The 14,477-nt window shown below is 59.5% G+C and carries 15 protein-coding genes and 1 pseudogene; 10 read left to right on the top strand and 6 right to left on the bottom strand.

The annotated features are described in order from the left end of the window. Positions 1-52: 52 nt before the first annotated feature. Together G9X67_RS02245 and G9X67_RS35385 are read left to right on the top strand one after the other, a co-directional pair. The gene (locus G9X67_RS02245; protein WP_138333021.1) at positions 53-931 is read left to right on the top strand and encodes an alpha/beta hydrolase; all 879 of its coding nucleotides are present in this window, start codon (positions 53-55) and stop codon (positions 929-931) included. A gap of 321 nt (positions 932-1,252) precedes the next feature. Continuing rightward, positions 1,253-1,732 (top strand): hypothetical protein, encoded by a 480-nt coding sequence (locus G9X67_RS35385; protein WP_129417473.1) that lies wholly within the window; start codon positions 1,253-1,255, stop codon positions 1,730-1,732. Positions 1,733-1,917: 185 nt separating this feature from the next. Here G9X67_RS35385 and G9X67_RS02255 read toward each other — a convergent pair whose 3' ends face one another. Beyond that, entirely contained in the window at positions 1,918-2,553 is a 636-nt protein-coding gene (locus G9X67_RS02255; RefSeq protein ID WP_138389001.1) for a hypothetical protein, read from the bottom strand. A 73-nt stretch (positions 2,554-2,626) separates the two neighbouring features. Next, positions 2,627-2,800 (bottom strand): annotated as a pseudogene (locus G9X67_RS02260) (PRC-barrel domain containing protein); the annotation flags it as partial. Positions 2,801-3,109: 309 nt separating this feature from the next. On the opposite strand from G9X67_RS02260, the gene G9X67_RS02265 reads away from it, so the two are divergent. The 6 genes from G9X67_RS02265 (at position 3,110) to G9X67_RS02290 (ending at position 9,489) form a co-directional block, all read left to right on the top strand. Further along, positions 3,110-3,838, top strand: coding sequence for an FCD domain-containing protein (locus G9X67_RS02265; RefSeq protein WP_171597928.1), 729 nt, complete (start codon positions 3,110-3,112; stop codon positions 3,836-3,838). Positions 3,839-3,859: 21 nt separating this feature from the next. Beyond that, a complete protein-coding gene (gene denD, locus G9X67_RS02270) occupies positions 3,860-4,846 on the top strand; it encodes a D-erythronate dehydrogenase (RefSeq protein WP_138333015.1) in 987 nt (328 codons plus the stop codon). Between the two features lie 166 nt (positions 4,847-5,012). Next, positions 5,013-6,080 carry a sn-glycerol-3-phosphate ABC transporter ATP-binding protein UgpC gene (ugpC, locus tag G9X67_RS02275; RefSeq protein ID WP_171597929.1) on the top strand — a complete coding sequence of 356 codons (1,068 nt, stop codon included), beginning with the start codon at positions 5,013-5,015 and terminating at the stop codon, positions 6,078-6,080. 148 nt (positions 6,081-6,228) lie between these two features. Beyond that, a complete protein-coding gene (locus G9X67_RS02280) occupies positions 6,229-7,533 on the top strand; it encodes an ABC transporter substrate-binding protein (RefSeq protein ID WP_171597930.1) in 1,305 nt (434 codons plus the stop codon). An 83-nt stretch (positions 7,534-7,616) separates the two neighbouring features. After that, a complete protein-coding gene (locus G9X67_RS02285) occupies positions 7,617-8,549 on the top strand; it encodes a sugar ABC transporter permease (protein WP_171597931.1) in 933 nt (310 codons plus the stop codon). 40 nt (positions 8,550-8,589) lie between these two features. Continuing rightward, positions 8,590-9,489: a carbohydrate ABC transporter permease gene (locus G9X67_RS02290; protein WP_171597932.1), complete on the top strand. Its 900-nt coding sequence runs from the start codon at positions 8,590-8,592 to the stop codon at positions 9,487-9,489. Positions 9,490-9,591: 102 nt separating this feature from the next. On the opposite strand, the gene G9X67_RS02295 is transcribed toward G9X67_RS02290, so the two are convergent. From G9X67_RS02295 to G9X67_RS02310, 4 genes are all read right to left on the bottom strand, one after another. Beyond that, positions 9,592-9,999 carry a hypothetical protein gene (locus tag G9X67_RS02295; protein WP_171597933.1) on the bottom strand — a complete coding sequence of 136 codons (408 nt, stop codon included), beginning with the start codon at positions 9,997-9,999 and terminating at the stop codon, positions 9,592-9,594. A gap of 27 nt (positions 10,000-10,026) precedes the next feature. Beyond that, the gene (locus G9X67_RS02300) at positions 10,027-10,260 is read right to left on the bottom strand and encodes a BrnA antitoxin family protein (protein ID WP_171597934.1); all 234 of its coding nucleotides are present in this window, start codon (positions 10,258-10,260) and stop codon (positions 10,027-10,029) included. 271 nt (positions 10,261-10,531) lie between these two features. Further along, positions 10,532-11,833 (bottom strand): aromatic acid/H+ symport family MFS transporter, encoded by a 1,302-nt coding sequence (locus G9X67_RS02305; protein WP_171597935.1) that lies wholly within the window; start codon positions 11,831-11,833, stop codon positions 10,532-10,534. A gap of 182 nt (positions 11,834-12,015) precedes the next feature. Beyond that, positions 12,016-12,468 carry a MarR family transcriptional regulator gene (locus G9X67_RS02310; protein ID WP_003562469.1) on the bottom strand — a complete coding sequence of 151 codons (453 nt, stop codon included), beginning with the start codon at positions 12,466-12,468 and terminating at the stop codon, positions 12,016-12,018. 201 nt (positions 12,469-12,669) lie between these two features. Here G9X67_RS02310 and G9X67_RS02315 point away from each other — a divergent pair, with 201 nt between their 5' ends. Both G9X67_RS02315 and G9X67_RS02320 read left to right on the top strand, forming a co-directional pair. Next, positions 12,670-13,209 (top strand): flavin reductase family protein, encoded by a 540-nt coding sequence (locus G9X67_RS02315; RefSeq protein WP_138333008.1) that lies wholly within the window; start codon positions 12,670-12,672, stop codon positions 13,207-13,209. Positions 13,210-13,219: 10 nt separating this feature from the next. Beyond that, entirely contained in the window at positions 13,220-14,452 is a 1,233-nt protein-coding gene (locus G9X67_RS02320) for a flavin-dependent monooxygenase (RefSeq protein ID WP_171597936.1), read from the top strand. Positions 14,453-14,477: the final 25 nt, after the last annotated feature.

Here is a 14,477-nt window from a genome sequence, read left to right on the forward strand (position 1 = left end):
GCCGTAGATATTTTTGTGCAAGATTTTGGCTGCGCTTTAGGGGTCGCAGCTTATGGACGTATTTCACTGTACAATCGACACCAGCCACGGCGCTGTACGCATCAGTGACACTATCGATGGCGCTGCACCACTGGTTATGATACACGGTTCCGGCAGCTCACGGACGGTCTTTTCACGGCAACTACACAGCCATTTGTCCCGGAATTGGCGTCTGATTGCGCTCGATCTTCCGGGACATGGCGAATCGAGCGACGCTCGAGATCCGCAGTCAACTTACACTGTCACCGGTCTTGCCGACTGCATAGGAGAGGTGGCAGCCCGCCTGGGGCTTCATCGCTTTCCCGTGCTCGGATGGTCGCTTGGCGGTCACGTCGCGATTGAGATGGCGGGCAGCGGCAACGGCATTTCGGGCCTGATGTTGTGCGGCACGCCACCGGTCCCCAGCGGTCTCCTCGGAATGCTGCGGGGATTCCATCCATCATTTGATGTTCTTCTGGCATCAAAAGAGAACTTTACGTCGCGTGACGTGGAGCGGTTTCAGTCTCTTTGCTTTGGAGACACGAGCAACCCCTCCTTTCGCGATGCTATAGCGCGCGCAGACGGGAGACTAAGGAGCGTTTTTTCTCGCGCAATGTTGCGGGGGCAGGGGGTGGATCAGCGCCGCACCGTCGAACAGGCAGATATACCCATTGCTTTTGTGAATGGATTTTATGACCCCTTTGTCAAACTCAGCTATTTTTCGGGCCTGAACATCCAGTTGCTCTTCGAAGGCAAAGCGCATGTAGTGGAAGGTGCTGGTCACGCGCCTTTCTGGGAAAAGCCGGAGAGCTTCAACTCGATGCTCGACCGGTTCCTGAACACAGTCGCCGCTCATGAAGCCAATACCGGTCTGAAAGATCATCACTTTCTTTCGAACAGATCAGTGTTCTAAGAGCGATCCGCAGAGATGCGGTTCCTGTGCTTACAGTTTCCGAAACAGTCGCGGGAAGATCGACGAGTGGCTCGAAAGACGACACAGGATCTTTCAGGGCAGATAATCGGATCTGAATGCGAGGGATGTGGCTCGCCATTCGCCGCGGCCACGAGCTCGTACTGCAAACGACGTAGTTTCCATCGGTCGTTAGACAATATTTGACGTCTAAGTTCATTGTGCGACGGTCATGGTCGGGCAACCGTCATTGCCTTTCCCGCAGACCGATCCCGCCCTATCATTCAGAGGCACCTGCATGAAATCCAGGGAGATGGGAGAGCGATGCGGAATTGTTTAGGCCTGCTAGCTGCAGGAGTCTCTCTCCTCCAGCTATGCTCCTTCGCCAACGCACAGGCACCGAATGCCCTGGAGAGGGCCATCGGAGATGCGCAGCCATGCAGGTCGTTGAAGACCAAAGTATCGAGCTTCGGCATCAGTGTGGAGGTAGGCGTCGACAAGCTCGATTCCGTGAAGATCGAAAACCTGCAATTGTCGGTGAATGGCAACACCGCGGAGGCGAGCGCCCGCGGCACGCTTGCTTGCAAGACCTCGGACGAAGCGCTGGTAGAAGGAGGGTTTTCAGCGACCGCTGAGGTTCGGCTGAAGGTCGACCTTACGACCTGCAAGATGACCGAGACCTCCATCGAGATCGTGAAGACCGGTGGCAGGTTCGGCGACATCGTCAAAGGACTTGAGACTGAAATCTCTGGCGCCCTCCGGCGAAGTCTGGAGAAGAACTTGGCCAAGCTTTGCGAGAAGTGATCAGCGGATCGACACCGTTAGACAGAGTTGCGGATTGAAGCCGCCGAAAAGTGTCTCCAGCCTTAGAACGAAGGACATCGGTGAGACGCGAGGGATGGAGTCACGCATTGTGTGCCCGGTCGCCGAAATGCCTTCGGCGACTATTGGGAAGGGATCGAAGACTGCGTTGCAGAGGTTCCGCCGCCTTAGCGGAGCAACCCATCGCGACTGAACTCTTCCCAGCCGAGAGGTTTCGAACGTGACGCATCGTCGGGGGCGGCATCAGGCTTGGAAGGGGTCTTGGCCTTGGTCTTCAGCGAACGCGTCAACTTCGCTTTCAAGGCTGCCCGTCGTCGTTTCTCGGCCGTAGCTTCAGCATCCTCTTCGCGCCAGACTGTCACCAGGTCTTGGTCGAGGATGTCCTCCACCACGCGCGGGTCGAATACGTGGAAGGTAATTTTCCTCGCCCGCCCACGCAGCTTCACCGTGCGGGTTCCTGCACTGGGCAATCGCCCGTCGCTGAGCCAGCGATGTCTCTCGGTAGTAGAGATCGTCAGGATATCCTGGATTTCACGGGGGATCACAGGCAGGCTTTCGATGTCTTCGAGCGCGTTGGAAACGACTGACGAAGCAGCACGGAACGCACTCTTCGCCGTTTCAGCCATCGCCAATGTCAGAGCACCCGCCTCGATTTCGAGCGACTTTCTCACCGCCAAAGGCAGACGTGCGCGAATTTCCAGCAGAATCCCCTTCGCGCGAACGGATGATCCGAGCGTGGCTGCGGTCGATAGGGGCCACTCCTTGATCAGCTCCGCATCGTCGGTGGTCTTGGGTTTTGCCATGTACGAGTAGATGGACCTTCCGCTCTGCAGCGTCAACGACTACGCCAGGACGGAAGGCATCATATGATTACGCTCAGTCGCGGTACACGGGCATCTGCTTGAGCTCGTCCTTGGTCCAGCTCGTAAAGGCATGAACGTCGCCGTCTTCATCGCGCATGAACTCAAGATCCAAGATCGGAACTGCAACAGGCTTCGCGCCGATACCCAGAAAGCCTCCGACGTCGATGACCGCGGAGCCGCCGGCGCCCGCGCACCGTTCCGGCCTGCTGTCAAAATCTTCCGCCTGGGAAGATTACAGTGACGGCAAGCGTCCGCTGGAACAGGCGATCAAGCTCCTCGGGAAAGTCTCCAAAGTGGCTTGAGCGTTATCGGACTACAGTCCGTCCGGCACTGTGATCAGCTGGTTTTCTCGGCGTGCTGATATTGCCATTCACAAAACTGCTCCAAATAACGGTTGGGTAGATCGCGTGCCATCATGCGTTGACAATCCTCTTTTGCTCAGGTCTAGTGGTCCACTTACCGGACCAGTAGACCTGAGCGTGGGGAGGAAAAAGCAATGGACGTTCGAGCGATGCTCGAAGACGACGTTGCGGCGCTCGGTGGAGCGCCGAAGAAGTCGATAAAAGACTTCGTCGTCCAGAAGATTGCGACCTTCATCGCCACCGGCATCCTCAAAGCCGGCGACCCGCTGCCCAGCGAACGGGAGCTCGCCTCCGCACTCTCGGTCAGCCGCGAGACCGTCCGTGGGGCGATCCTGATCCTTTCCACCCATGGGATTCTCTCGGTTGTGCACGGAACGCGCACAGTGGTGGCATCGGAGGACGTCGGCGAATTGGCCGTCCAGGCTGCGCGGTATCGCGACATCGCGGCCTACAGTCTCGACAATGTTCATGAGGCCCGGCTTCTTATCGAAGCACAGGTCGTCAGGGCTGCCGCGCTCAAGATGGAGCCTTCAACTTTTGATTATCTCCGCAAGTCGATCGCAGCGCAGGAGGCCGCCTGTGACGATCCTGTTCGTTTTTTGATATGTGACCGGGAATTTCACACCGCTATCTACCGTTCCAGCGGCAACGCGGTGCTGGCTGATATGGCCGCCGACCTCTATTCCTATCTTCTGAGCCACCGAAGGCGCGTCGTATCGCAGCCCGGGAGTATCGCCACGAGCATCGCCGATCACCGGTTGATCCTCGCTGGTTTGGAGACGCGGGAGCCGGATGCCGCGGCCGCGGCCTTCGCAATCCACGAAACCCGTATTTATACGACGACCAAGTTACTCTTCTCGTAGTTCGCAGGGAGGCGAAACACGATGCATATTCTCATTATCGGGGCGGGAGGAATGATCGGCCGGAAGCTCGCCGCCACACTGGGGCGCAGCGGGTCACTCGGCGGCGATACAATCACGCGCATGACGCTTGTGGATGTAACGCCTCCGCCGGTGCCCGCCGACGTCTCCGTGCCGGCGGAAGCGCTGGCTGCCGATATTTCCGAAAGCGGCGCAGCGGAAGCCCTGGCGGCTCGCCGGGCCGACGTGATCTTCCATCTCGCCGCGATCGTTTCCGGTGAAGCCGAGCGCAATTTCGACCTCGGCTACAAGGTCAATCTCGACGGCACGCGATTGCTGTTGGAAGCGATCCGCCGGGAAGGAAGCCGCCAAGCCTATGTTCCCCGGTTCGTATTCTCCTCGTCGATCGCGGTCTATGGCTCGCCGTTTCCCGATCCCATTCCCGACGACTACGTGCTCGCACCTCTGACCAGCTACGGAGTCCAGAAAGCGATATCCGAGCTTCTGCTCGCCGACTATTCGCGGCGCGGCTTTATCGACGGCGTCGGAATTCGATTGCCGACCATCGTGATCCGGCCGGGTGCGCCGAATGCCGCCGCATCGGGCTTCTTTTCCGGAATCCTGCGTGAACCGCTTGCAGGCCAGCGGGCTGTTCTTCCGGTCGAGGAAACGGTCAAGCACTGGCTGGCAAGCCCGCGTTCCGCCATCAAGTTCCTGATCCATGCTGCCACGCTCGACACGGCAGCGCTGGGTGTTCGGCGCACGCTCACCATGCCGGGCGTCGCCGCCACCGTTGCCGACCAGATTGCCGCCTTGCGCCGTGCTGCCGGTCCTGAGGCGGCGGACTTGATCGATCGTCGCCGCGACGAGGTCATTGAAGGGATCGTCGCCGGATGGCCGAAGTCCTTTACGCCCGAACGCGCGACGCAACTGGGTTTCGTCGCCGAAACCACGGTGGACGAGCTGATCGAGGTCTACCTCGCCGAAGACGCTCCGGGTGCGTCCGGATGAGATTGAGCTGGGCTAAAACCGCCCCATAAGAGGAGAGTACGGCCCAGGCACACCCGCAGATGCGGGATTGCGGCGGCAGAAGGACTTGAGAAGATAAGGCCACCGGCAAGATATACGAAAATACGAATACATAGCATGTAGCGCTCGATTTCTGGGAGGAGTGGGTATGGCAGGCGTTCAATTCGCGGATGTGCGGAAATCATTCGGGACATTTCCGGTGATCAAAGGCGTGGATATCGACATTGCCGACGGGGAGTTCGTGATCCTGGTCGGCCCGTCGGGTTGTGGAAAATCCACTCTTCTGCGGATGCTGGCGGGACTTGAGAATATTTCCGGCGGCGAGATCAAGATCGGCGGGCGCGTGGTCAACACGCTGCCGCCCAAGGACCGCGACATCGCCATGGTGTTCCAGAACTATGCGCTCTATCCGCATATGACGGTACAGGAGAACATGGGTTTCTCGCTGATGCTGAACAAAGCGCCGAAGGCGGAAGCCGAGAAGCGGGTGAAATATGCCGCCGGCATCCTCGGTCTCGACAAATTGCTCGACCGTTATCCGCGCCAGCTTTCCGGCGGCCAGCGCCAGCGTGTCGCCATGGGGCGGGCGATCGTCCGCGATCCGGAAGTCTTCCTGTTCGACGAACCGCTATCCAACCTCGATGCGAAGCTGCGCGTCGCCATGCGCGCCGAAATCAAGGAACTGCACCAGCGGCTGAAAACGACGACGGTCTACGTCACCCACGACCAGATCGAGGCCATGACTATGGCCGACAAGATCGTGGTCATGCATGACGGCGTCGTCGAGCAGATCGGCACGCCGCTCGAGCTTTACGACAAGCCGGCCAATCTCTTCGTTGGCGGGTTCATCGGCTCGCCGGCGATGAACATGATCAAGGGCAGGCTCGACCCCGAAAACCCGACAAGTTTCAAGGCGCCGGACGGCACGGCGCTGCCGGTTGCCAATCCGCCTGCCGACGCCCTGGGCCGCGACCTCGTCTACGGGCTTCGCCCGGAATACATCCTGCTCGATGCCAATGGCCTGCCCGGTGAAATCGTGGTGATCGAGCCGACCGGCTACGAGACGCATCTTATCCTCAGGCTCGGCGGCAGCGATCTCAGCTGCGTCTTCCGCGAACGCGTCAGCGCGCGGCCGGGCGAGGCCCTGCGCGTTGCGATCGACGCCGCGCATGTTCATCTCTTCGATGCCGAGAGCGGCCGGAGATTGACCGACTGACGCCGTCCGGCGGCTGCGCGGGGCGGAGGAGCCCCGTCGCCTGCAGGCCGGCAGCACCCCGTTTCAGGGATGCAAGGACCGTCGTTCACCAAGCGGGAGGTGAATGGCGGGGGAGTTCGCACCCGCTTTTTTGAAGAGGAGGAATATCATGAGGTTTAAGAGACGTGACTTTCTTGCCGCCTCGGCTGCCGTTGCCGGCGCCGCTGGCCTCGGCATTCGGCCATCCCTCGCGCAGGCTGAACCGACCTACACGCCGGAAAGCGGCGCCAGCCTGCGGCTGCTGCGCTGGACACCTTTCGTCAAGGGCGACGAGGAGGCATGGCTTGCCAACACAAAGAAGTTCACCGAAGCGACCGGCGTCGAGGTGCGCATCGACAAGGAAAGCTGGGAAGATATCCGCCCGAAGGCTGCCGTCGCGGCCAATGTCGGCTCCGGCCCGGACCTCATCATGTGCTGGTTCGATGACGCTCACCAGTATCCCGACAAGCTGGTCGACCTGACCGAACTCGCCAACTATCTCGGCAACAAATATGACGGCTGGTATGACGGTGTGAAGGGCTATGCCGCGCGCGGCGACACCTTCATCGCCATGCCGCTGGCGGCAATCGGCAATGCGGTGGTCTATCGCGACACTCACGTGAAAGCAGCCGGCTTCAGCGAGTTCCCCAAAGACACGGCAGGCTTCCTCGAGCTTTGCAAGGCGATGAAAGCCAAGGGCACGCCGGCCGGCTTCCCGCACGGCAAGGCCGTCGGCGACGGCAACAACTACGCCCATTGGCTGCTTTGGAGCCATGGCGGCAAGATGGTCGACGAAGGCGGCAAGGTGACGATCACCAGCCCGGAAACGCTGGCGTCGATCAACTACGCCAAGGAGCTCTATGCGACCTTCATTCCAGGCACGGAAAGCTGGCAGGACGTCAACAACAACCGCGCCTTCCTCGCGGGCCAAGTGTCGCTGATCGCCAACGGCGTCTCGGTCTATTACACGGCCAAGAACGACCCGAAGCTCGCCGAGATCGCCAAGGACATCCGCACGACGAATTTCCCCGTCGGCCCGGTTGGCCAGAGCGTCGAGCTTTTCCAGACGAGCTCACTGCTTCTCTTCAAGCATACGAAGTATCCGGAGGCGGCGAAGGCCTACATCAAGTTCATGATGGAAGCCGACCAGATGAATGCCTGGATCCAGGGCTCAAGCGCCTATTGCTGCCAGCCGCTCAAGGCTTTCGCCAAGAACCCGATCTGGACATCCGATCCGATCCACGCGCCTTATGCACGTGCTTCGGAAAAGCTGCGTCCGAACGGCTATGCCGGCCCACTCGGTTATGCCTCGGCAGCGACCATGGCCGATTACGTTCTGGTCGACATGTATGCGGCCGCCGTCACCGGCCAGATGTCGCCCGAGGATGCGATGAAGGAAGCTGAACGGCGGGCAAACCGCTACTATCGCGTCTGAGCCGCGCTTCAAAACAAGCGGCATGCCGGCTTCGGCATGCCGCAAAGTCCTCTGGGAGTTCAGTGCAATCTGGGAGATAAGCAATGTCGATGGTGAATCCGGAGGATAGACGCGGGCCGATCTCCTCGCTCCTGCAGAACAACAATGTGCTCGGCTTCCTGTTCATGCTGCCGGCGGCGGTGTTCCTCGTCTGCTTTCTGACCTATCCGCTGGGGCTTGGTGTCTGGCTCGGCTTCACCGATACGAGGATCGGCCGCGACGGCGTCTTCATCGGGTTGGAGAACTACCAGTTCCTGATGGACGACAGCGTCTTCTGGCTGTCGGTCTTCAACACCATTCTCTATACCTCCGTTGCCTCGGTGCTGAAATTCGCGCTCGGCCTCTGGCTGGCGATGCTGCTCAATCAGCACCTGCCGTTCAAGTCCTTCTTCCGGGCAATCGTACTGCTTCCCTGGGTCGTGCCGACGGTGCTTTCGGCGCTGGCCTTCTGGTGGATCTACGATTCCCAGTTCTCGATCATCTCCTGGTCGCTGATGAAGCTCGGGCTGATCAGCGGGCCGATCAACTTCCTCGGCGATCCCATCAATGCGCGCATATCCGTCATCGTCGCCAATGTCTGGCGCGGCATTCCCTTCGTGGCGATCTCGCTGCTCGCGGGCCTGCAGACCATTCCGGCGTCGCTGCAGGAGGCCGCCTCGCTCGACGGCGCCACGAGCTGGCAGCGTTTCCGCTATGTGACGCTGCCGATGCTGACGCCGATCATCGCCGTGGTGATGACCTTCTCGGTGCTCTTCACCTTTACGGATTTCCAGCTCATCTACGTGCTGACCAAGGGTGGACCGGTCAACGCGACGCATCTGATGGCGACGCTATCGTTCCAGCGCGGCATTCCAGGCGGTCAGCTCGGTGAAGGTGCGGCCATCGCAGTCGCCATGGTGCCCTTCCTGCTCGGCGCCATCATGTTCAGCTTCTTCGGCCTGCAACGGCGCAAATGGCAACAGGGCGGCCAGGATTAAGGCCAGGGTTAGAGCCAAATTGGGGTTAGGGAGAGTGATGATGTCGATAAATTCAAACGCCGCCGATCAGGTCGTGACCGACAATGCCGAAGGCATGAGCTATCTGAACCGCCTGCCGCGGCGGATCGTAATGCTCTACCTGCCGATGGCCGTCTTCGTCGTCGTGCTGCTCTTCCCGTTCTACTGGATGGCGATCACCGCGGTGAAGCCGAACGATCAGCTGACCGACTACAGCAACTACAGCCCCTTCTGGGTGGTGGGAGCAACGCTCGATCACATCAAATACCTGTTCCTTGAGACATCCTATCCGGGCTGGCTGTGGAACACGATGCTGGTCGCGGTCTGCTCCACCGTCCTCTCGTTGGTGGCGTCAGTCTTCGGCGCCTATGCCATCGAGCGGGTCCGCTTTACAGGGTCCCGTTCGGTCGGCCTCGTCATCTTCCTCGCCTATCTCGTGCCACCGTCGATCCTTTTCATCCCGCTTGCCTTCATCGTCTTCAAGCTCGGGATCTACGACTCGCGGCTGGCGCTGATCTTCACCTATCCGACCTTCCTCATTCCCTTCTGCACCTGGCTGCTGATGGGCTATTTCCGCTCGATCCCATTCGAGCTAGAGGAAAGCGCGCTGGTGGACGGCGCCAACAGATGGCAGATTCTCACCAAGATCATTCTGCCGCTCGCAGTACCAGGGCTGATTTCGGCTGGCATCTTCGCCTTCACACTGTCCTGGAACGAATTCATCTATGCGCTGACTTTCATCCAGTCCTCGGAAAACAAAACCATCCCGGTCGGCGTGCTGACCGAACTGGTGCGCGGCGACGTCTTCGAATGGGGAGCACTGATGGCGGGCGCATTGTTCGGCTCGCTCCCGGTGGTGATCCTCTACTCGTTCTTCGTGGACTACTACGTCTCATCGATGACCGGGGCGGTGAAGGAGTGACAGTCTAGCGCGGACACGCCCCTGCTTCTGCAGCAGTTGCGACTGCTTGTTACCGCGCACCGGAGGAGGAGTGTCCGCAAAATGGGATCAGCTGCCTTCCCATCATGTATCGAAACCTCGTCGTGCCGAGATCGAATAATTGTAAATTGCCGCGTAGCTCGTCGATACGAGCAGCGGAAGTGCGATGGTCTTGAGTATTTCCGGTGTGCCGGTCACCGCATGAATTGCCACGAGAATGCTGGCTGAGCCGAGACAAGCAATGAGAGGCGGCGCCCAAAATCGCGCAGATCCGACGAAGCGCTTCGAAAGCCAGTCGATCACAGATTTCAGGAAAAGCGTCAGGCAGGCGGATATCGTACCCTGCACAAGGCCGGCATAGAGCGGCAATGGCATGGCGTGCGCGCGATTGGCGAAAACCGCCCAGCTGCCCATTGCCAAAAAGGCGAAGAGAACATGGACAACGCCGCTGCGGAGAAGCCGCTGCAGTGCATTCGGTATCACAACAACCACCCGTAGCGGACAAGATGGTGCAACAGGTCAGAGCCCGTTCTTCATCGCGGCGCGCAATATATCGTTGATCCGATCCTGCCAGCCGGGGCCATCTTCCTGGAAAAAGGAAAGCACATCGCTGTCGATCTTGAGCGAAACAAGCTCCTTTGTATTCGGCAGCGCCGGCCGCTCAACCGCTGGCTCCGCCTTCTTCTTCGCGGGTTTGAACAACGCTTCGGCAGCATCCATTGGATTGACAGGTCTGCGGGGCGAGTTTGCCATCGTTATGACTTTCTATTGCCTGTCGGATCGACATATGAGCGGCATACGGGATCTCGGCTGCTTCGTCGACTATTTAGCTTGTTTTACGACACGGGAATTTAGCCGACCTGCTCGATCGCCAGCGTGGCGGCGGCAGAAACCACTTGTCCTTGCGCTTCCGGTCTTTCGCCTCGGTGACCGCGTAAAGCCGTCGGCTATGATCGGGAATCAGCTTCACAAGGTTTGCATTGCCGGCAGGTTCTGGATGTAAGACCTGCCGACAATCTGGCCGTCAATCAGCCTTTTTGCGATACAGCAACGTCATGAGCGCGAGGACACATCCCAAGACTCCGACCGATGCGAAGATGTAGAAGTTCCACTGCGGAGCCAGGCCCGCACCCAGAACCGCACCGCCGATGGCCGGTCCTATCATGCCGCCGATACGGCCGATGCCGAGCGAGAAGCCAAGGCCGGTTCCACGGATTTCGACCGGATAGAGGTTTCCAACGAGAACGTTGGCGAGGATCTGCGTGCCGATCGTTCCCGTACCGGCAAGTGCGACGAGACCATAAACCTGGAGGCCCTGATCCACTTGCGTCAGCAACCAGATCGAGCAGGCTCCGAGAAGAAACATGCCTGCCACGACTATTTTGACGTTTCCGCGGTCGGCAATCCTTGCGCCGATCAGGAGGCCGACGGCCGCTCCGAGATTGAGCGTTACGGAGAAAAGGAGGGCAGAACCGAGGTCATAGCCCATCTTGTTCATGATGGTCGGAAGCCAATTGACCATGCCGAATGTGAGCAGAAGCGAACAGAAGTGAATGCCCCATGCGTTCAACGTCGGCAGCAGGCGACCTTCGGAAAACAGCGAGCGGATGCCCACCTGGCGTGACGCAACGGGCCTGGCTACGGGATTGGGCAGCCCGTACTGGTTTGCGATCTGGTTGGCTTCGGTCTGGCGGTTCTTTGTTGCCAGCCATTCGGGAGACTCGGGGATGAGGCGGATGAAGAAAGGCAGAAGCAGGATCGGTGCACCGCCAATAATCATCAGTGGGCGCCATCCGTATTTCTGTATCAGCAGCATTCCGAGGATACCCGAGATGATGCCGCCGGCCAGGTAACCGAGAAGAGCAATCGAATAGGCCATTGCCTTCCGCTTCGGCGGAGAAAACTCGATGATCAAAGCGGTTACCGTCGGAAAAAGAGCTCCAAGCCCCAGGCCGGCGAGAAAGCGTGTTCCCTCGAAAGCGAGAAAGTTCGGCGCAAGACCGCTGCCGATCATCATCACGGAAAAGCTCAGCAGACTGCCGATGATGACCTTGCGACGACCTATCCTGTCAGCAAGTGTTCCGGCAACGAGAGCGCCCAGCAGCATACCGAACAGGGTGATGGAGGCAGCCCGTCCGACCATGCCCGGAGTCAGGCCCCAACTGGCTTCACCGAGCAACGCCGGCGCGACTGCGCCGTAAACGATCAGGTCGTAGCCGTCGAACAGGATCAGCAGACCGCAAAGGGCGATGATGATATTCGGGCTGCGAACGCGTTCGTTGATAATAGCGAGATCTTGTATGGCCAATTTTCCCTCCCCATACATTTGCGTACAGGAAGTACGCTCCTGCCAGCGGCAGGTCCGCGTCGATCCGTGTACAAACCCTCCTGGATCGTTGCCGGCGTGGTTCCTCCCAGCGCCAGACTCACCCGCAAACGGGCTATGTCAAGACAACGATGACACGCTATTAAATACTTGCGAATAAAATATTTGCAACTGCAAACTTTTCAGCTCGCAACTTTTCCCTTTCCGGACATTGCCGGCAGGTTGCTGTGCATGCGGCGCAGCGCCTTCTTCAGTGCTGCGACCTCCTCGTCCGACATGTCCTGAACCGCGGTGCGTTCAAGCTCGACGGCAAGCGGCATGAGCCTTTCCGTCAGCGCCTCTCCCTGCGGGGTCAGCCTTACGATGACGATACGGCCATTGTCTTCCGGACGTGTTCTCGACACCAGCTTGCGCTTGGCCAGTGTGCCGACGAGGCGCGAAAGCGTCGAAATCTCGACAGAGACAACGTCGGCGAGATCTCCAAGGGTGCTTTCCCGGCGCTCCTTGAGCATGGCCAGAACCCGGTACATCGCCACGCTGAGATTGTCTTCAGCGATTCTCTGCGCGAATACCTCGGCTATCCGCACGCCGGCGCGATTGAGAAGATACGGAACGGAATCGGTAAGTTTGTACATGTCTCTGTCTGCTGGCGGGATTTCGCTTGCTGAGGGCTCTCTCCGACATGCACCTAAATTACCGGAATGACAACACGATTGGCTTTCAGCCGTCGAGAAAGGCTGAGTAAGGCAAGCATTTTCCCGCCCAATTTATAAACTTGCATTGACAATAGTTGCAAATGCAATAATCTAGATGCCAAGGAGACACGGGAGGAAATCATGTCTGCCACTGCTGCCCTCGATATAGCGCCGGCCCCCGCACCCATCAGCGATGCGTTTCGATCGACCATGCGCCGTTTCCCGGCGACGGTGACGGTCATTTCTGCTTGTCGCAACGGTTCGGATCATGGAATGACGGCCACCGCCGTCACATCACTTTCGATGGATCCGCCATCTCTTATCATCTGCCTGAACAATCGCACCTACCTGCATGACATGCTGCTTGAGGTGCCGGAATTCGCAGTCAGCATTCTGACCGACAGGCAGGCAGCCGTATCGGAAGGTTTCAGCGGCAAGATTGCGCCTGAGCGTCGGTTCGACGCTGCCGATTGGGTTCGCCATGAGCGCGGCATGATGGTGCTGAATTCCGCTCATGCCTCGGTTGTCTGCCGCCGCATGGGCGCAGTTCCCTATGGTACGCACACGATCTTCATCGGGCAGGTGGTGGATACACGCCATTCCGACGACACGATCGCGCTGATGTACGAGAATTCGAAATATTGCGCGCCACAGCACGCGCTTCCTGCATCCCAGAACTGAAGGTAGTTCCATGAACAATACAGCCGCCCTGTTTCCCGCCTCGGCGCGGGTCAAGACCGCATGTCTTGCAGATCGCATCGCCCCGGTGCTGGACGAAATCCGTGCCGGCGCGCGCGACACCGAAAAATCCGGCCGTGTGCCGGCGCGCTCTATCGATCTGCTGCGCTCCGCCGGCTATTTCGATATCGTCAAGCCGGCCCGCTTTGGCGGCGACGAAGGATCCTTTGCCGAGCTCGTCGATGCAAATATCGAGCTGTCGTCGGCCTGCGCCTCCACCGGCTGGGTTGCCGGCCTCCTTTCCGCGCATCAATGGCTCCTTGCCATGTTCGATGAAAGGGTTCAGCAGGAGGTGTGGGGCAGCAATCCGGATGCGCTGCTCTGCGGTTCCTATGCGCCGGTCCGCATGGCGGAACGCGTCGAGGGTGGCTTCCGGCTATCCGGCGATTGGGCCTTTGCGAGCGGATGCGAAAATGCCCAATGGGCGCTCTGTGCGGCGATCATTCCGCCAAACGGCGAGGGGGAGCGTCCTGTGCCGGCGTTCCTTCTGGTTCCCGCCAGCGATTATGCCATTGCCGAGACCTGGGACGTGGTCGGCCTCGCGGGCACCGGCTCAAAAAGCCTGATCCTCGAGGATGTCTTCGTTCCGGAATACCGCATGTTGAGCTTTCCGGATGCGACCTCCGGCAGAACGCCGGGGGGACGTGGCTACAAGGGTATCGGGCTTTTCAACATTCCGCTTCTCATGGGCGTTCCGTTCTGCCTCGGCAGCGCAGCCGTCGGTGCGGCGAAGGGCGCACTGGATAGCTATATCGACCAGATCGGGACACGTGTGACACGTGGTGCAGTTGCCGGTGGCAACAACAAGATCGCGGAGTTTCCGACGATCCAGCTTCGCGTGGCGGAAGCCTCCGCATCCGTGGATGCCGCCCGCGAAATCATTCTGCGCGATATTGCCCGGGCACAGCAACTGGCCCAGGCCCGCGAGGATGGCACCGGCGAGATCACCGAGGACGATCGGATTCTCGCCCGTCGGAGCCAGTCCTTTGCGGTCAGCCTGGCGCTTCGGGCCGTCGAAGCACTCAATGCATCGACAGGCGGCCTCGGCCTCCAGATGTCCAACCCCGTCCAGCGGGCTTGGCGCGATGCAAATGCCGTCGGACGCCACATTTCCATGAACTGGGATGCAGTCGGCACCATGGCCGGCCAGCAACTGCTCGGTCTTCCGCCCAAGGGACAATTCTGATCCGCCATCCTCAGCATTTCGATTC

This window comes from Rhizobium sp. WYCCWR 11152 (assembly GCF_013087615.1).
Lineage (GTDB): Bacteria > Pseudomonadota > Alphaproteobacteria > Rhizobiales > Rhizobiaceae > Rhizobium > Rhizobium indicum.